Raw genomic sequence first — 23,970 nt, 5'->3', positions numbered from 1 at the left:
TTCTGTAAAGTCCAGTTTTAACAGTAAAAAAGTGCGTTTAGGTATGTGGTAAACGGCTGAAAGTAGCTATAATGCGCCCCGCCTCCATGTAGCAATCGAGGCGCGGAAGATCGTCATCTCCGGTGAGGTGGCTGGACTTCAAATCCAGTTGGGGCCGCCAGCGGTCCCGGGCAGGTTCAACTCCTGTGATCTTCCGCCAGTTTGCCTCTGCTCCCCCAAAGCCACGCCATACCAACCTGAGCACCCCCAAACTCATCATCCCAGCCAATCATTTTCATCCAAACCCTGCGTTATTTTGTCTCTCGCAAACCCGTTACACTGGCGCGGTGGCCGCGTGCCGTTGCCAACCGAAACAGGAGAGCCATAATGACCCCCGAACTCAGACACTGTTTTTCCATTACCATCCAGGTTGATAAACCGATAATTGTCTCCCGCAGCCCGCAGACCGGTAAGCGCCAGCTGATCCCGATTATCGGCGGCAGCGTCTGCGGTCAGCTTCGCGGCCACGTGCTGCCCGGCGGCGTCGACAGCCAGATAATCGAACCCGACGGCACCTGCAGGCTGTCCGCCCGCTATGCCCTGCAGGTGGCGGAAGGCACGGTCTATGTGGAAAACAATGGCATCCGCCGGGTGCCGGCCCAGTATCATGACCAGCTATTCGCCGACGATATGCGCTTTTTTAGCGATATTCCGCCAGAAGCCATCTATTTTCGCACCGTTCCCTCCTTCGAGGTGGATACCCCCGCGCTCAGCTGGCTAACCACCTCGCTGTTTATCTGCGCCGGTGGCCGGACCCAGGATGGGGTAATGCTCGATTTCTATCAGGTGGGCTGATTTTCACTTTCTGCATATAACTGTTATTGCCGTTAGCCCGTTTTTCCCCTCCCGGCAGCGGTCTACTATCGCGTCATCTTTTCATTCACACGAATCACAGACCGGAGCAGTTATGAAAGCTATCGCCATTACTCAAGCCGCCGCTGACGGCAACAACATCCCTTCTTTAACTGAGATCGACCTGCCGGTCCCCACCGCCCACGGGCGTGACCTGCTGGTCGCCGTGAAAGCCATCTCGGTCAATCCGGTAGACACCAAAGTGCGCGCCGGCTTCCAGGGCGACACACCGCGGGTGCTGGGCTGGGACGCCGTTGGCGTGGTGCAGTCCGTCGGTGAGGAGGTGACGTTGTTCGCCCCGGGTGATGAGGTCTGGTACGCCGGCGCGCTGGGCCGGGCCGGCAGCAACAGTGAATATCAGCTGGTGGACGAGCGCCTGGTGGCGCACAAACCGCGCACCCTCGATAACGCCGCTGCCGCCGCGCTGCCGTTGACGGCGATCACCGCCTGGGAGCTGCTGTTTCACCGTCTCGGCGTTAAGGAAGGCGGCAATGCGGGCGACACGCTGCTGATCGTCGGCGCGGCGGGCGGCGTGGGGTCAATCCTGACCCAGTTGGCCAGCAAACTGACCGCCATGACGGTGATCGGCACCGCCTCGCGTCCGGAGAGCCAGCAGTGGGTCCGCGAGGCGGGCGCGCACCATGTGATCGATCACAGCAAGCCGCTCGCCAACGAGCTGGCGCGCATTGGCATCAGCGCGGTGACCCATGTCGCCAGCCTGACCAACACCGAGCAGCACTTCAACGCGCTGATCGACGCCCTCGCCCCGCAGGGCAAGCTGGCGCTGATTGATGACCCGGAGACCCTCGACGTGGTGCCGCTGAAAGCGAAAAGCCTGTCCCTGCACTGGGAATTTATGTTCACCCGTTCAATGTTTGAGACGGATGATATGATCGCCCAGCATCAGTTGCTCACCCGCGTGGCGGCGCTGATCGACAGCCACACGATCAAAACCACCCTCGGCGAACACTACGGCGCCATCACCGCCGCTAATCTGCAGAAAGCGCATCGCCAGCTGGAAACCGGGCGTGCCGTCGGCAAGATTGTGCTCGAGGGGTTTTAAGATGATATCGCTTATCGCCGTGCTCAAGGCGAAACCGGGCCAGACGGACGCCCTGCGCCAGGCCCTGCAGGCGCTGCTCCTGCCGACAAGACAGGAGCCGGGCAATCTCGACTACGCTCTGTTTCAGCTGCGCGACGCGCCGGACACCTTCTACATGCGCGAGGCGTGGCAGGGACAGGACGCCCTCGATGCGCATGTCGCGATGCCCTATTTTCAGGCGTTTATGACGCAAATGGAGTCCCTGCTGGCTGAGCCGCTGCGGCTGGACTACCTGACGGCGATTGAGCCTTAGCAGGTTCGATTCACGAGGGGTGGGAAAATCACGCCCCTCCGCCGCACGGGCTTAAAAGTGGGCGGGAAGCGGGTGAGCAATGGTCCTCAGCACACCGCGATGGATCGTAATATAATCACCTTTACGCAGCTCCGACAGAATCGACATAATGCGGCTACGCGACAAGTTGGTACGGCGCTGAATAAAGCTCAGGACGTTGATTTGGCGACGATATGCCTCCGGATAGTCCGCCAGCTCTGTTAGCAGGGTTCGCACCATCAGGTAAGAATCCACCCCCATCATCTCCTGCGAACGCATGCTCAACACCATCAGCCGCTGCGCCAGAACATGGGCCATCTCCTGCCACAAGTTTTGCGCATTGAGGATCTCGACCGCGGCCTGATGCGCTATCCAGTGTCCGCGCAAATCTGTCTCAGCAAACAGAGAGCAGTGGTGTTTTTCCGGAATACCGTTAAAGACGCCGTAACCATCGATTAATCCCAATAGCGAAGGGGAAAATATCGTTGATATCACCATGTTGTTTTCCGCATGGCATAGCGAGGCAATCCCCTCTTCGAGCAGAATTAATCCGGATTCAGCCTGGATCGGCGGAAAACGATAATAGGTCGATCGCGGCAGCGCAAAGGGTGAGCTGGCGGGCAGGAACGCAGATAACAGGGATTCCACCGCGAATAACGGCTTTGTCTGTCTTCCGTAATAAAAAGACGGTAACGCCTGGTCGGTAGAGAGGCTGGCTGCAGGTATCGACATGGTTTTATGCCATCGGTCAGGTTGAAAAAGTGATTCGTTGAGAATCATAGTATCAACAGGTGAAATAACGAATAAAAGACAAGACGTTACGGGGATAAAAAGAGTGTAAGCATCATTATCTGCAATAACTATTTATCTCTATTCTACAGGAATAAATAATACTATTTGCCGTAAATACCTATAAGGCTTAGCGGCGATAAAGATAAGGCCACCTTATTATTTACTGCGCTGGCTAACGCCGCGCCTGAGGGTTTCTCAACCGCTTTCCCCCTCGCATCTCGGCCAGTCCAGGCTACGCTTATCGATGCCACTGACCACCCGCATTCCCCTCCCGTTCTATTGAGTCCATTCATCAAGAAGAGGTTTCGCTATGCTGATCAATGCTATTGGTACCTACTCCGCCAGCCAGCCGCTGGAATCAATGGCCATCACCCGCCGCGAGCCGGGGCCACAGGATGTACAGATCGCCATCGCTTACTGCGGCGTCTGCCACTCCGATCTCCACCAGGCGCGTTCGGAATGGGCGGGAACGCTCTATCCCTGCGTGCCGGGGCATGAAATTGTGGGTCGGGTGACCGCGGTCGGCAACGCCGTCTCGCGCTACGCCGTCGGCGATCTGGTGGGCGTCGGCTGCATGGTCGATAGCTGCCAACAGTGCGAAGAGTGCGCTGAGGGGCTGGAAAACTACTGCGACCACATGGTGCTGACCTATAACGGCCCGACCCAGGACGCGCCGGGCCACACTCTGGGCGGCTATTCCCAGCAGATCGTGGTCAAAGAACACTACGTGCTGCGGATAACCCATCCCGAAGCGCAGCTGGCCGCCGTCGCGCCGCTGCTGTGCGCCGGGATCACGACATACTCGCCGCTGCGCCACTGGCACGTTGGGCCGGGTAAAAAAGTCGGCGTGGTCGGCATCGGCGGCCTCGGGCATATGGGGATCAAGTTGGCCCACGCCATGGGGGCCCACGTGGTGGCCTTTACCACCTCCGAATCCAAGCGTAATGCAGCCAGAGCGCTGGGCGCCGATGACGTAGTGGTGTCGCGCAACGACGACGAAATGGCGGCCCACGTCAAAAGCTTCGACTTCATCCTTAATACCGTGGCGGCGCCGCATAATCTCGATGCCTTCACCACGCTGCTGAAACGCGATGGCACCATGACCCTCGTAGGCGCTCCGGCCACGCCGCATCCGTCGCCGGAAGTGTTCAATCTGATCTTCCGCCGCCGGTCGATTGCCGGCTCGATGATCGGCGGTATTCCGGAAACTCAGGAGATGCTCGACTTCTGCGCCGAACACGGCATCGTCGCCGATATCGAGCTGATCCGCGGCGATGAGATCAACGAAGCCTGGGAAAGAATGGTCAAGGGTGACGTGAAATACCGCTTCGTGATCGACAGTGCGACCCTCGCCGGCTAAGCGCCGCGACGAAAGGTGCGCCGCCACTCCGTCGGGCTGACGCCAAAGCGCGCCTTAAACTGCTGGCGCCAGGTGACCGCTGAAAGATAGCCCACCGCCTCCGCCACCTGTTCGACCGGCAGATCGCCCGCCTCAAGCAGACTCTGGCTGCGGCGCAGACGTTCGGCGGTCAGCCAGTCGGTAATGCTCATCCCGGTCGCCCTGGCGAAGTGGCGGGTCAGGGTACGGCGGCTCATCGCCACCACCCGGGCCAGCGAATCGAGACTGTGCGGCTCGGCAATATGCTGCTGCAGATAATCCAGCAGGCAGTTGATTCGCGCATCGCGGGTGTTTTTCGGCACCGGCTGGGCGATAAACTGCGCCTGGCCGCCTTCGCGGTGCGGCGAAACAATCATCCGCCGGGCGATCTGGTTGGCCGCGAGGCTGCCGAAACGCTGGCGGATGAGGTACAGGCAACAGTCCAGCGCCGCCGCGGTGCCCGCCGAGGTGATCACCCGCTGGTCATCGACATACAGGGCATTGATATCCAGCTGCACCTGCGGAAACAGGCGCTGGAAATCCTGCTCGAACTCCCAGTGGGTCGCCGCTCGCCTGCCGTCCAGCAGCCCGGCGTAGCCGAGGACAAACGCGCCGAGACACAGGCCGACGATTTCCGCGCCGTTATCCCGCGCCCGCACCAGGCTATCAAGCAGTGCCTGCGGCGGACGCCGATCGACCTCGCCCCAGTAAGGCACCACCACGATATCCGCCTGTTCCAGCGCGGCGAAATCGCCGGTGGCGTACAGCGCAAAACCATCGCGGGCGCGCAGCAGCCCCGGCCGCTCGGCGCAAATGTGCAGATGAAAGCGTTTGATTTCAGAGACCGAATCGCCAAACAGCATGCAGGGGACGGCGTAGTGAAACGGGCTAAAGCCCTCTACAGCGACAATCGCCACGTCGGTGAGTTTCATCGTCCTTTCCCCTTGCGCATGTTAATAAACCACGGTTTCCCCATCCTGCGGGATACTCACCACATCGGCAATCTGATTATCCAGCGCATACTGGCGCATCTCTTCCCGGCTCACCAGACAATGGTTGACCGCCTCGAGGTGGATAGCCATGATTTTCGCTTCCGGCAGGGCGAAGTGCACGTTAAGAAGATCTTCCTTGCCCATGATTATCGGGCCAAAGCCGATGACGTGGGCGTAGCCGGCGTTCAACACCACCACGTCCGGGCGCAGCTTCAGCAGATCAGCTTCAATTTCATCACGCCAGATGGTATCCCCCATCAGCCACAGCGTCTTCTCCTGTGGATGGCGAAACACCACGCCGCAGGCTTCTCCCAGGCGCTCAGCCATCGCCGGCACCGCGTAGGTCCGGTCGCTGCCGTGTTGGCCGGAGGTGGTTTTCTGCAGGCGCACGCCGGCAAATTCGCTGTCTGCCGACAGCAGGCGCAGATCCTGAAATCCCTGGCTGCGCAGCAGCGCGGCGTCGGCCTCATGCTGGACGAACACCGGCAGGGTTTTCGGGATCGCGGCGATCGCCGCCGCGTCCCAGTGATCGTCATGGGTATGGGTGACGATCACCGCATCAACGTCGATAATTTTATCGCGGGAAAACGGCAGCTCAACCAGCGGATTGCGCAGCTCGCTGCGCGCAGTGCCAGGAAAACCTGGCCAGGCGCCCTTGTCAGCCAGCATCGGGTCGATGAGAAATCTTTTCCCGGCGTAGTCAATCCTCTGGGTCGCATTACGGATGTGGGTGATGTTCATGTTGGTGTTCCTCAGTGGGGTCATCTGACGAACATCGTACTGAGTACTAGCCTGGCTCAACAGGGGCATTTGGACAATGATCGATGAAATCGGGCCAACCTGCGGCAGTTGCCATCCGCCTCCGGCTATGTTGTTCTTAAGGCTCAATTTTTGACAGGAGTGGCACGATGAAAAAGAAACTGACCGCCGCCGATATGCACGACCCGCAGGTCATCGCCGAGACGCCGTGGTTCAGCATGCGTAAGGTGGGGATTGATGTCGCCTCCGGCGAGCGCCGCGACTTTTATTCCATTCATTACCCGCGCCCGGCGGTGGGGATTGTGGCTATCCAGGATGAGAAAGTACTGCTGATTCGCCACTACCGCTATCTGATCGATCAGGTGGTGTGGGCCATTCCCTCTGGCGGCGTCGATGAAGGGGAAGATCCGGCGGTCGCCGCGCTGCGCGAGCTGCGGGAAGAGACCGGCTGGCAGGCGCAACGCGTCGAGGAGATCATTCGCTTCAACCCCTCCTACGGCAGCAGCGATCAGCTGTTTATCACCTGGCTGGCCACCGGTTTACGCTGGGTGGGGATGGATGCAGATCAGGATGAGGTGATGGAGACCGGCTGGTTTACCTTCGACGAGATAAACCAGCTGATCGCCCGCGGCGAGATGCCGGACGGGCTGTCGCTGGTGCCGCTGCTGCAGCTGATGGCGCAGCGGCGAAGCGGCCCGCTTACGGCTTAAGCATCCGCCAGCGGAACCACAGCTGGGCCACCAGGATCAGCACGCCGCCGATAATCTTCTGTAGCGGCAGCTGTTCGCCGTACCACAGCGCGGCGGCAATGACCGTCAGCAGCGGTTCGAGCACCATGATGATCGCGGCGCTGGCCACCGCCGCGTACTTTTGCCCCTTCATCTGCAGACCGAAGCGCAGGCTGGTGGCGATGACAATGCTGGCCACCAGCCAGCCGAGAGTCGGCAGGGTCATCGGCTGGTCCCAGCGTTCAACGGCAGCGGAGATGGTCAACCCGACGATACCGGTGATCGCCAGCTGCACGGTGGTCAGGGGGATCAGCGGTACTTCACGCGCGCAGCGGCTGGTGTAACAGAACCAGATCGACTGCACCAGCGCCGTCAGCAAAAACCAGCCCTGGCTGGGGTGGAAGGCTATCGGCATATGCAGACTGAGCAGCCCCAGGCCTACCACCGCGATCGGCAGGCACTCCCACCAGGCGCGAGGCGGGCGCACCTTCATCATCACCCACGCGGTCAGCGGGACGAACATCATCGACAGGCTCATGATAAACGCCCCTTCGCCGAGCGACGCCGTCGTGGAGACCGAATAGATCCACAGGCAGAGGTTGAGCGCAAACCAGAGTCCGCTGATGATGAGTTTTGGCCAGTGCTGCTTTTGCGGGCGAAAACCGCGGCAGAACGGCAGCAGAAGCAGCGCGGCGAAGAAAAAGCGCAGCCCAAGGAACGCGAATACCGGCATGCCGGCGATCGCCTCGCGGGAAAAAATCCAGCCGCAGGCGGCAATCACCGTCGCGGCAATCAGCAGCAGGTCAGCCTGCCGTTGGCGTACCATACGCGCCTCTCCCTGTGTGTAGGCTTACCAGCCCGGCACCGCGCCGCCGTTGAAGATAGTCTCTGCCGCCTTCGCCACCTCCGGCGACTGGTACGACTGCATAAACTCCTTCACGTTTTCCGCGTCTTTATTGTCTTCCCGGGTCACGATGATGTTCACGTAGGGCGAGTTTTTATCTTCGATAAAGATGCCGTCACGAACCGGCGACAGCCCGGTTTGCTGCAGGTAGGTGGTGCTGATGATGGCCACATCGACTTTGGGATCGTCGAGTACGCGCGGCAGTTGCGCCCCTTCCAGCTCCATGATCTTCAGGTTATGCGGGTTGTCGGTGATATCCACCGCCGTCGGCAGCAGGCCGGTCCCGGCTTTGAGGGTAATCAACTTCTCTTTTTGCAGCAGCAGCAGCGCCCGCCCGAGATTGGTCGGGTCGTTGGGAATGGCGATCGTCGCGTCGTCTTTCAGTTCGGCGACTGACTTGATCTTGCGCGAATAGCCGGCCATCGGGAAGACGAAGGTATTGCCGACCGCCACCAGATGATAGTTATGCGCTTTGTTGTCCTGCTCAAGGAAAGGCCGATGCTGGAAGACGTTGGCGTCCAGATCGCCGGCATTGGTCGATTCGTTAGGCAGCAGCGAGCCGCTGAATCCCACCAGTTCGACGTCCAGACCGTACTTCTCTTTGGCCACCTTCTTCGCCACTTCCGCCACATCCTGCTCGGCGCCGTTAATCACACCGACCTTAATGTGCTTCGCTTCATTACCCTTTTGGTCGCAGCCGACCAGCGCCAGACCCGCCAGCATCACTGCGGCGGCGGCCCGTAAACGTAATCTCATCCTCTTCACCCTGTCTGTCCTGACTGTCATTGTTTTTTTCGTGCAAAACTATAGCGACTTTCGGGTCGGGTAATAAACAGCAAACCACGCAACTGGAAATAAAATCATCTTCGCGAAACGCGAGGCGCTAGCCCCGTCGCCACTCGCCCGGCGTCACGCCATAGCGCATTTTGAAGCGCTTCGAGAAGGACGCCAGCGACTGAAAGCCGCAGCGTTCGGCAATGACCTCGAGGTTGGTCTGACGCTCCAGGCGCAGCAGCCGGGCGGCCAGCGCCATTCGCAGCTGCGACAGCCACGCCTGCGGCGTCAGGTGATAAACGCGGGCAAAATGACGGGCAAAGGTGGCCCGCGAAAGAAAGGCACGGGCGGCCATGGTTTCCAGCGTCCACGGCTGCTCCGGGGTCGCCATCACCGCCAGCACCGCCGGCATCAGGCGTTCATCGCTCATCAGACGCAGCAGTCCACCGGGCGGCTGTTGCTCACCAAGCAGCATGCGCAGCAGGAGCACCAGCAGCGTATCGCCGAGGCTGCGCACGATAGCGCTGCCGCCGGGACGCTGCGCCAGGCTCTCGCGCACCAGTATATTAAGCAGCGCGTCCAGCTCCGGGCAGTCTTCACGCGCATCGGTATGGAGATGGATCAGCGTCGATGCTTCACTGAACAGCCAGCTGACGTGCGGACCAAAATAGAATTCGCCGCACAGCATCTCCAGCGCCCCTTCCGCCGGGCCGGCGCGCATTTCCGTCACCGTGCCGTTAAACCGGTGCGCTACCGGCAGCACCTGGCCCCACTCCACCAGGCTCTCCATCAGATGCGGCGAACCGTGCGGCAGGAGGACCACATCTCCCGCGCGCAGGTGATGAGTCTGGCCGCCGACGTTGAGCCGCCCCTCACCGCGCAGCACCACGTGCCAGGGCACCACGCCGCTGCGCATTTGCTGGTGCCCGGCCTGCCAGCGGCCGCCGAAGCGACAGTGCAGGTTCACTTCGCAGCGCGGCGCCAGCAGCGCCAGCAGATGACTGAGACTGTCCATGCTTCTCCTGAGACGATAAGACAAAAAGGTGAGACGAAGACCGCCAGTCTAGCATGCGGCAAGCGCCTAAGATGACCCCATTGCCAACACACCCTCGATAACAACAGGAGTTAACCATGAGCCGTTTAGCAGATATCCGTGAACAAGACGCCACCGGCAAAGCCGCCGATATTTTCGCCGGGATCAAAAAAGCGATGGGCAAAGTGCCGAACGCCTATCTCACCATCGGCGGCCACTCGCCGGCGGCGCTGCAGCAGGCGCTGGCGCACAATGCGATGCTCCATAAAGGCAGCCTCAGCGCCCAACAGCTGGAAGCGATTAACCTGTCGGTCAGCGAAGCCACCGGCTGTGACTACTGTCTGGCCGCGCATACCCTGATGGCGAAAAAAGCCGGCTTCAGCAGCGAACAAATCCACGCCCTGCGCCGCGGGGAGTATGCGGAAGAGGCGCAGCTTGATGCGCTGGTGAAATTCGCGCAGACCCTGGTGACCACCACCGGTACGCTGCCGGAAGCCGACGTCGCCGCGCTGCGCAACGCCGGTTTTAGCGACCAGCAGGTGATTGAGATTATCAGCGCCGTCAGCGCCATCCTGTTCACCAACATGGTGAACCGGGTTAACGACACGGTGGTCGACTTCCCGAAAGCCGATTAACCCGTCGTCGCGCGCCTGTTTACAGTCCCAATTCGCTTAGCCCCGGATGATCGTCCGGGCGGCGCCCCTGGGGCCAGTGGAACAGGCGCTCGCTTTCGGCGATCGGCAGATCGTTGATGCAGGCGTAGCGCGTCTGCATCAGCCCGTGCTTATCAAACTCCCAGTTCTCATTGCCATACGAGCGAAACCAGTTGCCGCTGTCGTCGCACCACTCATAGGCGAAGCGCACGGCAATGCGATTCTCCTGCCATGCCCACAGCTCCTTAATCAGCCGGTATTGCTGCTCCTTGCGCCATTTTCGCTGCAGGAACTCAACAATTTGCCCCCTGCCGTGGACAAATTCGCTGCGGTTGCGCCATTCGCTATCGACGGTGTAGGCCAGAGCGACTTTTTCGGCATCGCGACTGTTCCAGCCATCTTCCGCGGCGCGGACCTTCTGGATAGCGCTGTCGCGGGTAAACGGCGGTAACGGGGGACGTTGCTCATTCATCAGGAGTCTCCTTTTGAGGCTAATTGCTGCTGCAGGCGCTGATTCTCCTGCTCCAGGTCATGAATACGTTGCTGCAGGTTCTGGCTGTACTCCGCCACCTGCTGCGCGCTGTAGCGCGGCGTAATGTGCTGCGGGCAGTTCCAGTCAAACGCCTGCAAATGAAAAAGAAACAGACGTTCGATGCGAGCGCGATAGTTTACCGGCGCCACCTGCGCCAGCAGCTGCGGATGGTCCTCTGCCGCCACGACTTCGACGGTGGCGTAGATTTTCAGCCTGGCACGGCGCGGATAATCCATCAAAAACAGGCAGGCCCGGTCGCTGCCACGCAGATTGCCGGTAGTGATGTACTGGCGGTTACCGCCGAAATCGGCCATCGCCAGGGTGGTGTCATCCAGCAGATGCAGAAACCCCGGCGGGCCGCCGCGATGCTGCATGTAGGGCCAGCCGCTCTGCGACACCGTCGCCAGATAAAAGCTGTCGCGGGTGGCGATCATCCCCACTTCGCTGTCGCCGAAGCGGTCGGCCTGGCGGCGACTGTGCGGCGTTTGCCACAGCGAGTCGCTGCCCATTTCATGCTGCACATCCATCACGTCCGGGGTGATGGCGATATCGAGAAAGGTTGCTGCCATAGCGCCTCCTGTTGTCTGGCGCCATCATGGACTGTACTGTGAAGAATGATAATACGGGTAAAGTGGCAATCATCTTTCCGAAAAACGGGAGAATAATGGATCGATTAAGCGCGATGGCGCTGCTGGTGAAAGTGACCGAGCTGGGGAGCATGTCGGCGGCGGCGCGGGCGCTGAATATGCCGTTGACCACCGTCAGCCGCCATATTGGTGAACTGGAGAGCGCGCTGGGCGTGCGCCTGCTGGCGCGAACCACCCGCAAACTGACGCTCACCGACGCCGGGGTCGATTATGTCGCTGCCGCCCGGCGGATCCTTGAGGAGGTGGAAAACGCCGAACGCCAGGCGACGGGCGAATATCAGGAGCCAAAAGGCGAGCTGGTGATCTCCGCGCCAACGATGTTTGGACGCCAGCACGTTCTTCCGGTAATCAGTGAATTTATCGCCCGCTACCCGCAAATTCGCGTCCGTTTGCTGCTCAGCGATCGCAATGCCGACCTGGTGAGCGACCATGTCGATCTGGCGGTGCGGATTGGCGACCTGGCGGACAGCAGCATGGTGGCCACCCGCCTCGGCACTATGCGGATTGTGGCCTGCGCCCATCCGGCGCTGCTGGCGAAATACGGCGAGCCGCAGCGGCCGCGCGATCTGGCGGCGTTGCCGATCATCCGCATTGAATCGCCGATGCCCTATCGCGGCTGGCGCTTTCGCGCCGCTGAGCGCGAGGACCAGCTGATTAACCTGCCGCCGGTGCTATCCGTCACCACGCCAGAGAGCGCCGCCGATGCTGCGCGCCTGGGGGTGGGGGTGGCCCGCTTACTGCACTATCAGGCGCTGGATGGCCTGCGCCACGGGGAGCTCCGTCTGCTGCTGGAAAGCGTCGAGCCGGATCCGGCGCCGGTCCATTTGCTGTATACCGCGCGGGATCTGGCGCCGCTTAAGCTGCGGAAATTTATCGATTTTGCCGCGCCGGCGCTGCGTCAGGCACTGCTGCGCATCGCCGGGGCCGCTTAATGCGTCGCGGTCTTCAGCGGTGCCTCCTTTAACAGCCATGAGAGGACAAACGCCACCGCCATAATGCAGGCCGCCATCAGGAACGCCGCGTGGATCGCCGCGCCGAAGGCGTCGAGGTAGTCGAGGCGGATATCCGCGGGCAGGTGCTGAACCGCCACTGGATTCATTCCCGGCGGCAGCACCGCGCCTTCCGGCAGCAGTTGTTGCAGGTTGCTCTGCAGCACGTGCGTGAACACCGCGCCAAACAGCGCCACGCCGATCGAGCCACCAATCGAGCGGAACAGGGTCACGCCGGAGGTGGCGACGCCGTACATCTGCGCTGGCATCGCGTTCTGCACCGCCAGGACCAGCACCTGCATCACCAGCCCCAGACCCGCTCCCAGCACACCGGTAAACAGATACAGCTGCCACAGCGGCGAGTGAATGGTGATGCGGGTCAGCAGTACCATGCCGGTCACGCCGAGCAGGGTGCCGAGGATGGGGAACAGGCGATATTTACCGGTACGGCTGATAATCCGCCCGCTGATAATCGAGGTCAGCAGCAGGCCGCCCATCAGGGGGATCAGCTGCAGCCCGGCCTCGGTGGGCGTCGCCTCCTTCACCACCTGCAGATAGAGCGGCAGGAAGGTGACTGACCCGAACAGCGACATGCCGATGACGAAGCCGATCAGGCTGCACAGCAGGAAGCTGCGGTTGCGGAACAGCGCCAGCGGAATAATCGGCTCGGCAGCCAGCCGCTCTTCGTAAATAAAGCCGATGATCCCCACGATGCCGAAGGCCAGAATGCACCACAGCTGCGGGTCATTCCACGCGTGGACGCTGCCCCCTTCCGAGGTAAACAGAATGATGCACAACAGCGCCATGCTGAGGTAAATCGCCCCCAGCCAGTCAATCTGATGCTGGCTGCGTTTATTGCTGCTGTGGAATACCGCGCCGATCACCAGCAGCGCGAACAGGCCGAGCGGCAGGTTGATATAGAAGATCCAGCGCCAGGAGGCGTGCTGCACCAGAAAACCGCCGATCAGCGGGCCGATCACCGTCGCGAGGCCAAAAACGCCGCCGAACAGCCCCTGATAGCGGCCACGATTGGCGGGTGGGATGACGTCGGCGACCGCCGCCATGCTGATCACCATCAGGCCGCCGCCGCCGAGCCCCTGCAGGCCGCGCATCAGCACCAGCTGGGTCATGTTCTGCGCCAGCCCGCAGAGCGCAGAGCCGACGAGAAACAGCCCAATCGCCACCTGCAGCACGATTTTGCGACCGAACAGATCGCCGAATTTCCCGTACAGCGGCACCGCGATGGTGGAGCTGAGAATATAGGCCGTGACCACCCAGGAAAGCTTGTCCAGCCCGCCCAGTTCGCCGACAATCGTCGGCAGCGCGGTGGAGACAATGGTCTGATCCAACGCCGAGAGCAACATCACCAACAGCAATGCGCTGAACAGCAGGCGTATCGACTGCACCGGTGGGTTAGCGACTTCAGAAGTCATTACAACGCTCGCTTGAAATTAATTAAATGCATAATTAATATTTAGTGAAAGAATGAGTCGGGTCAAGAGATCGCCATACCATGACAGCACAAAAGGATCAGGATGCCCCCCGCCGCCCGGGTCGGCCGCGCGGTAAAAAACCGGATACTGCCAATCGCGAACAGCTGATGGACATTGCCCTGATGCTGTTTGCCCGCGACGGGGCGGGCCGCGTATCGTTGAACGCCATCGCCAAAGAGGCTGGGGTGACGCCGGCGATGCTGCATTACTACTTCAGTTCCCGGGATGCGCTGGTGACCCAGCTGATTGAGGAGCGCTTTATGCCGCTGCGCAATCACATCAGCCGCATTTTTGTCGATCATCCGCAGGACCCGGTGCTGGCGCTGACGATGATGGTCGAGACGCTGGCGCATATGGCGGAGAAAAACGCCTGGTTTGCGCCGCTGTGGATGCAGGAGATCATCGGCGAGATGCCGATCCTGCGTCAGCATATGGATGCCCGCTTCGGCGAGGAGCGTTTTCAGGTGATGCTGGAGACGGTGCGTCGCTGGCAGCTGGAGGGCAAGATCAATCCGGCGCTGTCGCCGGAGCTGCTGTTTACCACGGTGATTAGCCTGGTGCTGGTGCCATTTTCACGCATTCACAGCGATCCGCGTTTACAGGCGGTCAACCGCCAGACCATCATCAGCCACGCGCTGGCGTTAATGGGCCACGGCGTCGGAGGTTAAGGCGTGGTTTTGACGCTTTTGTAGCCCGGATAAGGCGCCACGCGCCGCCATCCGGGAGTTTCCCTGCTCGCGCTACGCTTAGCAGGGCTACAGAAATAACGGCACAACCGTAAATTTCCCTGCTCGCACTGCGCTTAGCAGGGCTATCACTCCCGTGTTATGTCCGGGCAGATTGCGCTCCCGATATTTCTTCTGCGCTATGTCTCTTATGGCGCAGGGAGCGCACAGGGGGCGGCCAGTCGCCGCCGCCCCCTGTACCCCCGGGCTCCGGCCAGCAAAATCGCCGCTACGCGGTCCCTTCGACTTATCCCTGCAGGCTTCGGGTCGGGCCGAGGCAGCGTCCGTGCAAAACACGGCCCTCAGCCCGCATCCATGCGGGCTGCCCCGGCCTTCCGGGAACGTCTCAGCGATTTTGAGGCCGCCAGCACCGGCAGTTTCAGTCGCGCAAGTGGGTATATCAATAACAGGCCGCACGAACCCCAGGACGGGTAAGGCGACAGGCGCCACCCGGCAAGAATACTGGTGCCGTGCCTGATATCCTGCCCGGCGGCGCTGCGCTTGCCTGTCCTGGGTGGGGCGAAACGACGGGAGGACTGTGTAGGCCGGATAAGGCATTTATGCCGCCATCCGGCACAACCACAGGTAGGGTACCTGACCGCCCGGGGATACCAGGATCGTTACAGCGCCTTCGACAAATAGTGGCGCTGCATGCCTGCGTGGGGGAAGTCGGGCAGCGACATCTGCAGCTGATAGCCTAATTTCTGATAAAACGGCAGCGCCTGGAAGCTAAAGGTATCCACCAGCAGATGGCTGCAGCCTAGCGCCTGCGCCTGCTGTTCCGCCTCCTGCATCAGCTCGCTCCCCAGCCCGCGCCCGCGCGTCGCCTCGCTAACCCACAGATACTCAATGCACAGCCAGTTGCCCTTGCGTTTGGCAATCAGCCCGCCCTGCATCACCCCTTGCCCATCGCGGGAGTAAACCCCCAGATCGCCAAACTGCGCCGCATCGAGATACTGCTGATTATAGTGCCGCAGACCGGCAAACAATTCTTGTTGATCGTCGGGATTAATGCTTTTTGTAATGATTAGCGTCATTAACTATCTCCAGTATCGCGATGCCGAATGGTTATTTTCCCTCTCCACTTTCACAAAATATTCTTATTTTCTCCATGATTATTTGCCTTAATTTTTTGCGTTCTAAAAGTAAGCAAAAAAACCTTTCCATTATCGCGACGGATCGTATAATGGATAAAAATGAGAATGATCATTCTCACCAAAAGACCAGAGGAGATGCGCTTTTCACCTCCTGAAGACCGAAGAGGTTGGCTTCAACGGAGACACAATAACAATCACGTTCAGGAACATCTGTGTTCCTTTTTTGTCATTTTCGCTCACCCGAAAATGCCTCAGCGCCCAACCTATTCCCTCGTTTTTAAATAAACGGGGCGGACGTCTTATATCTTGAGAAAATATAATGAAATACATCATAGCTCCCATCGCGACAGCATTATTTCTCCTTAGCGGATGCGATAATGCGCAGACATCTGCCCCGCAGCAACCCACGCCGGAAGTGGGCGTGGTCACCCTGCAAAGCCAGCCGGTGCCGGTAGTCAGCCAGCTCACCGGGCGCACCACCGCCTCGCTCAGCGCCGAAGTTCGCCCCCAGGTGAGCGGCATCATCCAGAAGCGCCTGTTTACCGAAGGCGATATGGTGAAGGCCGGGCAGGCCCTTTACCAGATCGATCCCTCCAGCTATCGCGCGACCTGGAACGAAGCGGCGGCCGCGCTGAAACAGGCCCAGGCGCTGGTGGTCTCCGATTGCCAGAAGGCCCAGCGCTACGCGTCGCTGGTCAGGGATAACGGCGTTTCCCGCCAGGATGCCGACGACGCCGCCTCCACCTGCGCCCAGGACAAGGCCAGCGTGGAATCGAAGAAAGCGGCGCTGGAGAGCGCGCGCATCAACCTGAACTGGACCACCGTCACCGCACCGATAGCCGGGCGCATCGGCATCTCGTCGGTTACGCCGGGGGCGCTGGTCTCCGCCGATCAGGATACCGCGCTGGCGACGATCCGCGGGCTCGACACCATGTATGTCGATCTGACGCGATCCAGCGTCGATCTCCTGCGTTTACGCAAACAAAGCCTGGCCAGCAACAGCGACACCCTCAGCGTGACGTTAACCCTGGAAGATGGCAGTACCTACCAGGAAAAAGGGCGTCTGGCGCTCACCGAAGTCGCCGTCGATGAATCCACCGGCTCGGTGACCCTGCGCGCTATCTTCCCCAACCCGCAGCACGTCCTGCTGCCGGGGATGTTCGTCCGCGCGCGCATCGATGAAGGCATCATGAACGACGCGATCCTCGCCCCACAGCAGGGGATCACCCGCGATGCCAAAGGCGACGCCACGGCGCTGGTGGTCGATGCCGCCAACAAAGTTGAGCAGCGTACCGTGGAAACCGGCGACACCTATGGCGATAAATGGCTGGTGCTGAGCGGCCTGAAAGCAGGCGATAAGCTGATTGTCGAAGGCACCAGTAAAGTGGCCCCCGGACAGACAGTGAAGGCCGTTGCCGTCAACAATAACGGAGGCAATGCCTGATGTTCTCCCGTTTCTTCGTGCGTCGCCCGGTCTTTGCCTGGGTGATCGCCATTCTGATTATGCTCGCCGGGGTGCTGGCGATCCGCACCCTGCCGGTAGGCCAGTATCCGGACGTCGCCCCGCCGGCGGTGAAAATCTCCGCCACCTATACCGGGGCGTCCGCCGAAACCCTGGAGAACAGCGTCACCCAGGTGATCGAGCAGCAGCTTACCGGCCTCGACCATCTGCTCTACTTCAGCTCCACCAGCAGCTCCGATGGCTCGGTCAGCATCACCGTCACCTTTGAGCAAGGGACCGACCCGGACACCGCCCAGGTGCAGGTGCAAAACAAAGTCCAGCAGGCGGAATCGCGGCTGCCGAGCGAAGTCCAGCAGTCCGGCGTAACGGTGGAAAAATCGCAGAGCAGCTTCCTGCTGATCCTCGCGGTGTATGACAAAACCAATCGCGCCACCAGCTCCGATATCTCCGACTGGCTGGTCAGCAATATGCAGGACCCGCTGGCGCGCGTGGAGGGTGTCGGCAGCCTGCAGGTATTCGGCGCCGAATACGCGATGCGCGTCTGGATGGACCCGACCAAACTCGCCTCCTACTCGCTGATGCCTTCCGACGTTCAGTCGGCGATTGAGGCGCAGAACGTGCAGGTTTCCGCCGGTAAAATCGGCGCGCTACCGTCGTCCAATGCCCAGCAATTGACCGCCACCGTGCGCGCGCAATCCCGGCTGCAAACCCCTGACCAGTTCAAAGCGATCATCGTGAAAAGCCAGGCCGACGGCTCGGTAGTGCGCCTGAGCGATGTCGCGCGGGTGGAGATGGGCAGCGAGGATTATACCGCCACCGCCAATCTGAACGGCCATCCGGCCGCCGGGATCGCGGTGATGATGGCCCCCGGCGCCAACGCACTGGACACCGCGACCCTGGTGAAAAGCAAGATCGCCGAATTCCAGCGTCAGATGCCGCAGGGCTACGATATCGCCTATCCGAAGGACAGCACCGAGTTCATCAAAATCTCGGTCGAGGATGTGATTCAGACCCTGTTCGAAGCGATCATTCTCGTGGTCTGCGTGATGTATCTGTTCCTGCAGAACTTCCGCGCGACGCTCATTCCGGCGGTGGCGGTGCCGGTGGTGCTGCTTGGCACCTTCGGCGTGCTGGCGCTGTTCGGCTACTCGATAAACACCCTGACGCTGTTCGCCATGGTGCTGGCGATCGGCCTGCTGGTGGATGACGCCATCGTGGTGGTGGAAAACGTCGAGCGCATTATGCGCGACGAAGGGCTCCCCGCCCGCGAAGCCACCGAAAAATCGATGGGCGAAATCTCCGGCGCGCTGGTGGCGATCGCCCTGGTGCTGTCGGCGGTGTTCCTGCCGATGGCCTTCTTCGGCGGATCGACCGGGGTCATCTATCGCCAGTTCTCGGTAACCATTATTTCGGCAATGATGCTGTCGGTGGTGGTGGCGCTAACCCTCACCCCGGCGCTGTGCGGCGCGCTGCTCAGCCACTCCAAACCACACACCAAAGGGTTCTTTGGCGCCTTTAACCGCCTGTGGGGGCGCACGGAAGCAGGCTACCAGCGCCGCGTACTCGGCGGCCTGCGCCGGGGCGCAGTGATGATGGGCGCTTACGCGTTGATTTGCGGGGCGATGGCGCTGGCGATGTGGAAGCTGCCGGGCAGCTTCCTGCCGGTGGAGGACCAGGGGGAGATCATGGTCCAGTACACCCTGCCCGCCGGGGCCACCGCGGTGCGTACCGCTGAGGTGCGCCGCCAGGTGACCGACTGGTTCCTCACCAAAGAGAAAGCCAATACCGACGTCATTTTCACCGTCGACGGCTTCAGCTTTAGCGGCAGCGGCCAGAACGCCGGGATGGCCTTCGTGTCGCTGAAAAACTGGTCGCAGCGCAAAGGGGACGACAATACCGCCCAGGCCATTGCCCTGCGCGCCACCAAAGAGCTGGGGACGATCCGCGACGCCACCCTGTTCGCCATGACCCCGCCGTCGGTGGACGGCCTCGGACAGAGCAACGGCTTCACCTTCGAGCTGATGGCCAGCGGCGGTACTGACCGCGACAGTCTGATGAAGCTGCGCAGCCAGCTGCTGGCGGCGGCCAACCAGAGCAGCGAGCTGCAGTCGGTGCGCGCCAACGACCTGCCGCAGATGCCGCAACTGCAGGTGGATATCGATAATAACAAAGCCGTCTCGCTGGGGCTGTCGCTGAGCGATGTGACCGATACGCTCTCCAGCGCCTGGGGCGGTACCTACGTGAATGACTTTATCGATCGCGGCCGGGTGAAAAAGGTCTATATCCAGGGCGAAAGCGACGCGCGCGCGGTGCCGTCGGACCTCGGCAAATGGTTCGTTCGCGGCAGCGATAACAGCATGACGCCGTTCTCCGCCTTCGCCACCACCCACTGGCAATACGGCCCGGAAAGCCTGGTGCGCTACAACGGCTCCGCCGCCTTTGAGATCCAGGGCGAAAACGCCGCCGGCTTCAGCTCCGGCGCGGCGATGGACAAGATGGAAAAGCTGGCCGACAGCCTGCCGGCGGGCTCCACCTGGGCGTGGAGCGGCATTTCGCTGCAGGAAAAGCTCGCCAGCGGCCAGGCGATGAGCCTCTACGCCATCTCGATTCTGGTGGTGTTCCTGTGCCTGGCGGCGCTGTATGAGAGCTGGTCGGTGCCGTTCTCGGTGATCATGGTTATCCCGCTCGGCCTGCTCGGCGCGGCGCTGGCGGCGACGCTGCGCGGTTTAAGCAACGACGTCTACTTCCAGGTGGCGCTGCTGACCACCATCGGCCTGTCGTCGAAAAACGCCATCCTGATCGTGGAGTTCGCTGAATCCGCCGTGGATGAGGGGTATTCGCTCTCCCGGGCGGCGATCCGTGCCGCGCAGACCCGTCTGCGCCCGATTGTCATGACCTCGCTGGCGTTTATCGCCGGGGTACTGCCGCTGGCCATCGCCACCGGCGCCGGAGCCAACAGCCGCGTGGCGATCGGCACCGGCATCATCGGCGGCACCCTGACGGCCACCCTGCTGGCGGTGTTTTTCGTACCGCTGTTCTTCGTGCTGGTGAAACGTCTCTTCACCCGCCAACGTCCTTCTCAGGAGTAAGGTATGTTTCGTTTGAGTTTTATGTTTATCGCGCTCCTGACCGCGGGCTGCGTCTCGCTTGACCCGCATTATGATCGCCCGGCCGCGCCGGTGCCGGCCACCCTGCCCGGGGCGCACGGCGAATCGACGGCGGTGGTCGGCGACTGGCAGAAAGTGGTCAATGACGCGCGGCTGAAAAAAGTGGTCAGCATCGCGCTAAACAGCAACCGCGATGTGCAAAAAGCGCTGGCCGATATCGAGGCCGCGCGCGCCCAGTACGGCGAGACGCGGGCGTCGCTGTTTCCCACTGTCGATGCCGAGCTGAGCCATACCCGCAGCAAAACGGTAGCCAGCGGCCTGAGCTCCGCTTCGCAGGCCGACGGCGCGGTCTCCAGCTTCGAACTGGACTTGTTCGGCAAGAACCAGAGCCTGTCGCGCGCGGCGCGCGAAACCTGGCTTGCCAGCGAATTCACCGCGCAGAATACCCGGCTGACGATGATTGCCGATTTGACCACCGCCTGGGTGACGCTGGCGACGGATAACAGCAATCTGGCGCTGGCGCAGCAGACCATGGACAGCGCAGCAAACTCGCGCAACATCGTCGCCCGCCAGATGGCGGTGGGTACCGCTTCCGCCGGCGATGTAAGCTCGGCGGAAAGCGTCTATCAGCAGGCCCGCGCCAGCGTCGCCAGCTATCGCACGCTGGTGGCGCAGGATAAAAACGCCATTAACCTGCTGGCGGGGGAAACCGTGCCGGAGAGCCTGTTGCCCGGCACCCTCGAGAGCCTCGGGGATAACAGCATCGCGCTGGTGCCGGCGGGCGTGTCGTCGTCGGTGCTGCTGCGCCGGCCGGACATTCAGGAAGCGGAGCACAATCTGAAGAGCGCCAATGCCGATATCGGCGCGGCGCGGGCGAACTTCTTCCCGTCGATTTCCCTGACCGCCAGCGCCGGGGTCGGCAGCGACTCGCTGTCGTCGCTGTTCAGCCACGGGATGCAGGTGTGGTCGTTCGCCCCCTCCATCAGCCTGCCGCTGTTCACCGGCGGCAGCAACCTGGCGCAGCTGCGCTATGCGGAAGCGGAGAAAAAGGGGTTGATTGCCACCTACGAGAAATCGATTCAGAGCGCCTTTAAGGACGTTGCCGATGCGCTGGCGCGCCGGGAAACGCTGAGCGAAGAGCTCGATGCCCAGCGGCAGTACGTCGCCGCCGAGCAGACATCGCTGGATATCGCCATGAAGAGCTATCAGGCCGGAGTCGGCGATTATCTGTCGGTGCTTACGGCCCAGCGCACGCTGTGGTCGGCGAAGACGACGCTGCTGTCCCTGCAGCAGACCGACCTCAATAACCGGATCACCCTCTGGCAGTCGCTGGGCGGCGGCGCCAGTTAATTTCACCCGCCGGGCGGCCGCGCCCGGCTTCTGTAAGGAATCGTTATGCCACGTGTCTCCCTCTCCTGGGCGCTGATCCTCGGCCTGCTGTCGGGTATCGGCCCGCTGTGCACGGATTTTTATCTGCCGGCGCTGCCGGAGATCACTCAGCAGCTGCAGGCCACCAGCACCCAGACCCAGCTGTCGCTGACCGCCGCGCTGATTGGCCTCGGCCTGGGTCAGCTGTTTTTCGGCCCGCTGAGCGATCGCATTGGCCGCCTGAAACCGCTGGCGCTGTCTCTGCTGCTGTTTATCTTTGCTTCGGCGATGTGCGCCCTGACCCGGGATATCAACATGCTGATTGTCTGGCGCTTTTTACAGGGCTTCGCCGGCGCCGGCGGCTCGGTGCTGTCGCGATCCATCGCCCGCGATAAATACCAGGGCACCCTGCTGACCCAATTTTTCGCCCTGCTGATGACCGTGAACGGCATTGCGCCGGTGCTGTCCCCGGTGCTGGGCGGCTACGTTATCACCGCCTTCGACTGGCGAATTCTCTTCTGGACGATGGCCGCCATCGGCGGCGTGCTGCTGGTGATGAGCCTGACGATCCTGCGGGAAACGCGCCCGGCCACAGCAACGCATGCCGCCCGCCAGCAACGCGGCCAGCCGGTGCTGAAAAATCGCCGCTTTCTGCGCTTCTGCCTGATTCAGGCCTTTATGATGGCCGGGCTGTTCTCTTACATCGGCTCCTCTTCCTTCGTGATGCAGAGCGAATACGGCATGAGCGCCATGCAGTTCAGCCTGCTGTTCGGTCTGAACGGTATCGGGCTGATTATCGCGGCGATGATCTTTTCCCGCCTGGCGCGCCGCTTTAACGCCGAAAGCCTGCTGCGCGGCGGCCTGACGCTGGCGGTGAGCTGTGCGGCGATCATGCTGCTGTTTGCCTGGCTGCAGCTGCCGGTGCTGGCGCTGGTCGGCCTGTTCTTTACCGTGTCGCTGATGAGCGGCATCAGCACCGTCGCTGGCGCGGAGGCGATGAGCGCCGTCGATGCCGCGCAGTCCGGGACCGCGTCCGCGCTGATGGGCACCCTGATGTTTGTCTTCGGCGGCATCGCCGCGCCGCTGGCAGGCCTCGGCGGCGAAACGATGCTGAAAATGAGCCTCGCGATGACCATCTGCTACCTGCTGGCGCTGCTGCTGGGCCTCAGCAAACCGCGCAGCGCGCGCTAATCTCCTGCTGCGGTAATAAAATATTCCAGATTTATTACCGCACTATTTCCCGCCATATCTACCATTCTCCTATTATTCTCCGCGTACTAATCGTGATACTCTTCACAGGAAAGGAATAAATAATTCCTTATACTGCGCGCCACTGAGAATAACGAGGTTTCTATGAGTATCGACCTGAGCAAACTGCTGACCGAGCGACGCAACGCCAACAGCGCCAACATTGACACCCTCTCCACCCTCGACATGCTGACGGTGATAAACCAGGAAGACCAGCAGGTAGCCCAGGCGATTACGCCCTATCTGCCGCAGATTGCCGAGGTGGTGGATAAGGTCGCGACGGCGCTGCAGGCCGGTGGCCGCTTGATTTATATCGGCGCGGGTACCTCAGGGCGTCTGGGGATCCTCGATGCCAGCGAATGCCCGCCAACCTTCGGCACCCGCCCGGAGCAGGTGGTGGGGATCATCGCCGGCGGACATAAAGCGATTCTCAGCGCCGTGGAAAACGTGGAAGACAACAAAGCGCAGGGGGCGATGGATCTGCAGAACCTGAACTTCAGCCACCGCGATGTGCTGGTGGGACTGGCGGCCAGCGGACGCACGCCGTACGTCATTGGCGCCATGGAATACGCCCATAGTCAGAATGCCTTTGTCGCCATCGTCAGCTGTAACCCGCATGGCGAAATGGCCCAGCTGGCGGATGTGGCGATCACCCCGGTGGTCGGCCCGGAAGTGGTCACTGGCTCTACCCGTCTGAAAGCCGGTACCGCGCAGAAGCTGGTGCTGAACATGATCTCCACCGGGGCGATGATCCGCGTCGGCAAGGTGTACAGCAACCTGATGGTCGACGTCGAAGCGACCAACGCCAAGCTGATTGAGCGCCAGGTCTCTATCGTGATGGAGGCGACCGACTGCGATCGTCCCACTGCCCGGAAGGCGCTGGAGGCCTGCGGCCGCCACTGTAAAACGGCGATCGTGATGGTGCTGGCGGACTTAAGCGCCGAAGACGCGCAGTCGCTGCTGGCAAAAAACAACGGCTATATCCGCAAGGCGCTCAGCAACACCTGAGCACCGACAGACAGGTA

25 protein-coding genes and 1 tRNA gene are annotated in these 23,970 nt (G+C 61.2%); 15 read left to right on the top strand and 11 right to left on the bottom strand.

All coding sequences use genetic code 11. The annotated features are described in order from the left end of the window. Positions 1-104: 104 nt before the first annotated feature. The 4 genes from DTA24_RS00650 to DTA24_RS00630 all read left to right on the top strand — a co-directional run bounded on the left by DTA24_RS00650 (position 105) and on the right by DTA24_RS00630 (position 2,246). Positions 105-199, top strand: a tRNA-Sec gene (locus DTA24_RS00650). A 167-nt stretch (positions 200-366) separates the two neighbouring features. Next, positions 367-834: a DUF3237 domain-containing protein gene (locus tag DTA24_RS00640; RefSeq protein ID WP_012967039.1), complete on the top strand. Its 468-nt coding sequence runs from the start codon at positions 367-369 to the stop codon at positions 832-834. Between the two features lie 112 nt (positions 835-946). After that, the gene (locus DTA24_RS00635) at positions 947-1,954 is read left to right on the top strand and encodes a zinc-binding alcohol dehydrogenase family protein (protein WP_008806800.1); all 1,008 of its coding nucleotides are present in this window, start codon (positions 947-949) and stop codon (positions 1,952-1,954) included. Position 1,955: 1 nt separating this feature from the next. Continuing rightward, positions 1,956-2,246, top strand: coding sequence for a putative quinol monooxygenase (locus DTA24_RS00630; protein ID WP_008806799.1), 291 nt, complete (start codon positions 1,956-1,958; stop codon positions 2,244-2,246). Positions 2,247-2,297: 51 nt separating this feature from the next. Here DTA24_RS00630 and DTA24_RS00625 read toward each other — a convergent pair whose 3' ends face one another. Further along, positions 2,298-2,996 carry a winged helix-turn-helix transcriptional regulator gene (locus DTA24_RS00625; RefSeq protein WP_032731502.1) on the bottom strand — a complete coding sequence of 233 codons (699 nt, stop codon included), beginning with the start codon at positions 2,994-2,996 and terminating at the stop codon, positions 2,298-2,300. Positions 2,997-3,366: 370 nt separating this feature from the next. Between DTA24_RS00625 and DTA24_RS00620 the strand changes: the two genes are divergently transcribed. Beyond that, positions 3,367-4,416: an NAD(P)-dependent alcohol dehydrogenase gene (locus tag DTA24_RS00620; RefSeq protein WP_022065263.1), complete on the top strand. Its 1,050-nt coding sequence runs from the start codon at positions 3,367-3,369 to the stop codon at positions 4,414-4,416. Here DTA24_RS00620 and DTA24_RS00615 read toward each other — a convergent pair. Further along, a complete protein-coding gene (locus tag DTA24_RS00615; protein WP_012540290.1) occupies positions 4,413-5,366 on the bottom strand; it encodes a GlxA family transcriptional regulator in 954 nt (317 codons plus the stop codon). The genes DTA24_RS00620 and DTA24_RS00615 overlap by 4 nt on opposite strands. A 21-nt stretch (positions 5,367-5,387) precedes the next feature. Further along, on the bottom strand, positions 5,388-6,167 hold the full coding sequence (locus DTA24_RS00610; RefSeq protein WP_032731505.1) for an MBL fold metallo-hydrolase: 780 nt from the start codon (positions 6,165-6,167) through the stop codon (positions 5,388-5,390). Positions 6,168-6,334: 167 nt separating this feature from the next. Here DTA24_RS00610 and DTA24_RS00605 point away from each other — a divergent pair, with 167 nt between their 5' ends. After that, on the top strand, positions 6,335-6,895 hold the full coding sequence (locus DTA24_RS00605; protein WP_016161989.1) for an NUDIX domain-containing protein: 561 nt from the start codon (positions 6,335-6,337) through the stop codon (positions 6,893-6,895). Here DTA24_RS00605 and DTA24_RS00600 read toward each other — a convergent pair. The 3 genes from DTA24_RS00600 to DTA24_RS00590 form a co-directional block, all read right to left on the bottom strand. Continuing rightward, the gene (locus DTA24_RS00600; protein ID WP_002922972.1) at positions 6,885-7,739 is read right to left on the bottom strand and encodes a DMT family transporter; all 855 of its coding nucleotides are present in this window, start codon (positions 7,737-7,739) and stop codon (positions 6,885-6,887) included. The two genes, DTA24_RS00605 and DTA24_RS00600, sit on opposite strands and share 11 nt — an antisense overlap. Before the next feature lie 24 nt (positions 7,740-7,763). After that, positions 7,764-8,573, bottom strand: a complete 810-nt coding sequence (gene nlpA, locus DTA24_RS00595) for a lipoprotein NlpA (protein ID WP_016161991.1) — start codon at positions 8,571-8,573, stop codon at positions 7,764-7,766. A 127-nt stretch (positions 8,574-8,700) separates the two neighbouring features. After that, entirely contained in the window at positions 8,701-9,606 is a 906-nt protein-coding gene (locus DTA24_RS00590; RefSeq protein ID WP_008806791.1) for an AraC family transcriptional regulator, read from the bottom strand. 116 nt (positions 9,607-9,722) lie between these two features. Here DTA24_RS00590 and DTA24_RS00585 point away from each other — a divergent pair, with 116 nt between their 5' ends. After that, positions 9,723-10,259, top strand: a complete 537-nt coding sequence (locus tag DTA24_RS00585; protein ID WP_008806790.1) for a carboxymuconolactone decarboxylase family protein — start codon at positions 9,723-9,725, stop codon at positions 10,257-10,259. A gap of 19 nt (positions 10,260-10,278) precedes the next feature. Here DTA24_RS00585 and DTA24_RS00580 read toward each other — a convergent pair whose 3' ends face one another. Both DTA24_RS00580 and DTA24_RS00575 read right to left on the bottom strand, forming a co-directional pair. Then, a complete protein-coding gene (locus DTA24_RS00580; RefSeq protein ID WP_016161992.1) occupies positions 10,279-10,749 on the bottom strand; it encodes a DUF1348 family protein in 471 nt (156 codons plus the stop codon). Beyond that, positions 10,749-11,378, bottom strand: coding sequence for a pyridoxamine 5'-phosphate oxidase family protein (locus DTA24_RS00575; RefSeq protein ID WP_123836518.1), 630 nt, complete (start codon positions 11,376-11,378; stop codon positions 10,749-10,751). Before DTA24_RS00575 ends, DTA24_RS00580 begins: the two co-directional genes overlap by 1 nt. 38 nt (positions 11,379-11,416) lie before the next feature. Here DTA24_RS00575 and DTA24_RS00570 point away from each other — a divergent pair, with 38 nt between their 5' ends. Further along, complete coding sequence (locus DTA24_RS00570) at positions 11,417-12,388, top strand: LysR family transcriptional regulator (protein WP_164481316.1); 972 nt, start codon at positions 11,417-11,419, stop codon at positions 12,386-12,388. Here the strand turns inward: DTA24_RS00570 and DTA24_RS00565 are convergent. Next, positions 12,385-13,878 (bottom strand): MDR family MFS transporter, encoded by a 1,494-nt coding sequence (locus DTA24_RS00565; protein ID WP_038421916.1) that lies wholly within the window; start codon positions 13,876-13,878, stop codon positions 12,385-12,387. The genes DTA24_RS00570 and DTA24_RS00565 overlap by 4 nt on opposite strands. A gap of 80 nt (positions 13,879-13,958) precedes the next feature. On the opposite strand from DTA24_RS00565, the gene DTA24_RS00560 reads away from it, so the two are divergent. Further along, on the top strand, positions 13,959-14,606 hold the full coding sequence (locus tag DTA24_RS00560; RefSeq protein ID WP_023298366.1) for a TetR/AcrR family transcriptional regulator: 648 nt from the start codon (positions 13,959-13,961) through the stop codon (positions 14,604-14,606). Positions 14,607-15,283: 677 nt separating this feature from the next. Here DTA24_RS00560 and DTA24_RS00550 read toward each other — a convergent pair. Further along, entirely contained in the window at positions 15,284-15,700 is a 417-nt protein-coding gene (locus DTA24_RS00550; RefSeq protein WP_023298368.1) for a GNAT family N-acetyltransferase, read from the bottom strand. Between DTA24_RS00550 and DTA24_RS27855 the strand changes: the two genes are divergently transcribed. Beyond that, positions 15,675-15,791, top strand: coding sequence for a hypothetical protein (locus DTA24_RS27855; RefSeq protein ID WP_012540280.1), 117 nt, complete (start codon positions 15,675-15,677; stop codon positions 15,789-15,791). The two genes, DTA24_RS00550 and DTA24_RS27855, sit on opposite strands and share 26 nt — an antisense overlap. Here DTA24_RS27855 and DTA24_RS27850 read toward each other — a convergent pair. Further along, positions 15,751-15,873, bottom strand: a complete 123-nt coding sequence (locus DTA24_RS27850; RefSeq protein ID WP_012540279.1) for a hypothetical protein — start codon at positions 15,871-15,873, stop codon at positions 15,751-15,753. The genes DTA24_RS27855 and DTA24_RS27850 overlap by 41 nt on opposite strands. A gap of 206 nt (positions 15,874-16,079) precedes the next feature. On the opposite strand from DTA24_RS27850, the gene eefA reads away from it, so the two are divergent. The 5 genes from eefA (at position 16,080) to murQ (ending at position 23,953) form a co-directional block, all read left to right on the top strand. Beyond that, positions 16,080-17,204: a multidrug efflux RND transporter periplasmic adaptor subunit EefA gene (eefA, locus tag DTA24_RS00540; RefSeq protein ID WP_064143084.1), complete on the top strand. Its 1,125-nt coding sequence runs from the start codon at positions 16,080-16,082 to the stop codon at positions 17,202-17,204. After that, complete coding sequence (gene eefB / locus DTA24_RS00535) at positions 17,204-20,311, top strand: multidrug efflux RND transporter permease subunit EefB (RefSeq protein WP_004151514.1); 3,108 nt, start codon at positions 17,204-17,206, stop codon at positions 20,309-20,311. Before eefA ends, eefB begins: the two co-directional genes overlap by 1 nt. A gap of 3 nt (positions 20,312-20,314) precedes the next feature. After that, on the top strand, positions 20,315-21,679 hold the full coding sequence (gene eefC / locus DTA24_RS00530; protein ID WP_004889164.1) for a multidrug efflux RND transporter outer membrane subunit EefC: 1,365 nt from the start codon (positions 20,315-20,317) through the stop codon (positions 21,677-21,679). A 45-nt stretch (positions 21,680-21,724) separates the two neighbouring features. After that, positions 21,725-22,888 (top strand): multidrug effflux MFS transporter, encoded by a 1,164-nt coding sequence (locus tag DTA24_RS00525; protein ID WP_110197385.1) that lies wholly within the window; start codon positions 21,725-21,727, stop codon positions 22,886-22,888. 162 nt (positions 22,889-23,050) lie between these two features. Next, a complete protein-coding gene (gene murQ / locus DTA24_RS00520) occupies positions 23,051-23,953 on the top strand; it encodes an N-acetylmuramic acid 6-phosphate etherase (RefSeq protein WP_012967024.1) in 903 nt (300 codons plus the stop codon). Positions 23,954-23,970: the final 17 nt, after the last annotated feature.

The organism is Klebsiella sp. P1CD1 (assembly GCF_003790505.1).
Classification (GTDB): Bacteria; Pseudomonadota; Gammaproteobacteria; order Enterobacterales; family Enterobacteriaceae; genus Klebsiella; species Klebsiella variicola.
This window is presented reverse-complemented; position numbering and strand designations above follow the sequence as displayed.

Excerpts from the sequence above, each read along its gene's own strand:
- DTA24_RS00575 (WP_123836518.1), bottom strand. The coding sequence starts at position 11,378 with ATGGCAGCAACCTTTCTCGATATCGCCATCACCCCGGACGTGATGGAT.
- DTA24_RS00550 (WP_023298368.1), bottom strand. The coding sequence starts at position 15,700 with ATGACGCTAATCATTACAAAAAGCATTAATCCCGACGATCAACAAGAA.
- DTA24_RS00610 (WP_032731505.1), bottom strand. The coding sequence starts at position 6,167 with ATGAACATCACCCACATCCGTAATGCGACCCAGAGGATTGACTACGCC.
- DTA24_RS27855 (WP_012540280.1), top strand. The coding sequence starts at position 15,675 with ATGCTTTTTGTAATGATTAGCGTCATTAACTATCTCCAGTATCGCGAT.
- DTA24_RS00565 (WP_038421916.1), bottom strand. The coding sequence starts at position 13,878 with ATGACTTCTGAAGTCGCTAACCCACCGGTGCAGTCGATACGCCTGCTG.
- nlpA (WP_016161991.1), bottom strand. The coding sequence starts at position 8,573 with ATGAGATTACGTTTACGGGCCGCCGCCGCAGTGATGCTGGCGGGTCTG.
- DTA24_RS27850 (WP_012540279.1), bottom strand. The coding sequence starts at position 15,873 with ATGATCATTCTCATTTTTATCCATTATACGATCCGTCGCGATAATGGA.
- DTA24_RS00525 (WP_110197385.1), top strand. The coding sequence starts at position 21,725 with ATGCCACGTGTCTCCCTCTCCTGGGCGCTGATCCTCGGCCTGCTGTCG.
- DTA24_RS00605 (WP_016161989.1), top strand. The coding sequence starts at position 6,335 with ATGAAAAAGAAACTGACCGCCGCCGATATGCACGACCCGCAGGTCATC.
- DTA24_RS00625 (WP_032731502.1), bottom strand. The coding sequence starts at position 2,996 with ATGTCGATACCTGCAGCCAGCCTCTCTACCGACCAGGCGTTACCGTCT.
- DTA24_RS00615 (WP_012540290.1), bottom strand. The coding sequence starts at position 5,366 with ATGAAACTCACCGACGTGGCGATTGTCGCTGTAGAGGGCTTTAGCCCG.
- eefC (WP_004889164.1), top strand. The coding sequence starts at position 20,315 with ATGTTTCGTTTGAGTTTTATGTTTATCGCGCTCCTGACCGCGGGCTGC.
- DTA24_RS00585 (WP_008806790.1), top strand. The coding sequence starts at position 9,723 with ATGAGCCGTTTAGCAGATATCCGTGAACAAGACGCCACCGGCAAAGCC.
- murQ (WP_012967024.1), top strand. The coding sequence starts at position 23,051 with ATGAGTATCGACCTGAGCAAACTGCTGACCGAGCGACGCAACGCCAAC.
- DTA24_RS00640 (WP_012967039.1), top strand. The coding sequence starts at position 367 with ATGACCCCCGAACTCAGACACTGTTTTTCCATTACCATCCAGGTTGAT.
- DTA24_RS00635 (WP_008806800.1), top strand. The coding sequence starts at position 947 with ATGAAAGCTATCGCCATTACTCAAGCCGCCGCTGACGGCAACAACATC.
- DTA24_RS00590 (WP_008806791.1), bottom strand. The coding sequence starts at position 9,606 with ATGGACAGTCTCAGTCATCTGCTGGCGCTGCTGGCGCCGCGCTGCGAA.
- DTA24_RS00580 (WP_016161992.1), bottom strand. The coding sequence starts at position 10,749 with ATGAATGAGCAACGTCCCCCGTTACCGCCGTTTACCCGCGACAGCGCT.
- eefB (WP_004151514.1), top strand. The coding sequence starts at position 17,204 with ATGTTCTCCCGTTTCTTCGTGCGTCGCCCGGTCTTTGCCTGGGTGATC.
- DTA24_RS00630 (WP_008806799.1), top strand. The coding sequence starts at position 1,956 with ATGATATCGCTTATCGCCGTGCTCAAGGCGAAACCGGGCCAGACGGAC.
- DTA24_RS00560 (WP_023298366.1), top strand. The coding sequence starts at position 13,959 with ATGACAGCACAAAAGGATCAGGATGCCCCCCGCCGCCCGGGTCGGCCG.
- DTA24_RS00620 (WP_022065263.1), top strand. The coding sequence starts at position 3,367 with ATGCTGATCAATGCTATTGGTACCTACTCCGCCAGCCAGCCGCTGGAA.
- eefA (WP_064143084.1), top strand. The coding sequence starts at position 16,080 with ATGAAATACATCATAGCTCCCATCGCGACAGCATTATTTCTCCTTAGC.
- DTA24_RS00600 (WP_002922972.1), bottom strand. The coding sequence starts at position 7,739 with ATGGTACGCCAACGGCAGGCTGACCTGCTGCTGATTGCCGCGACGGTG.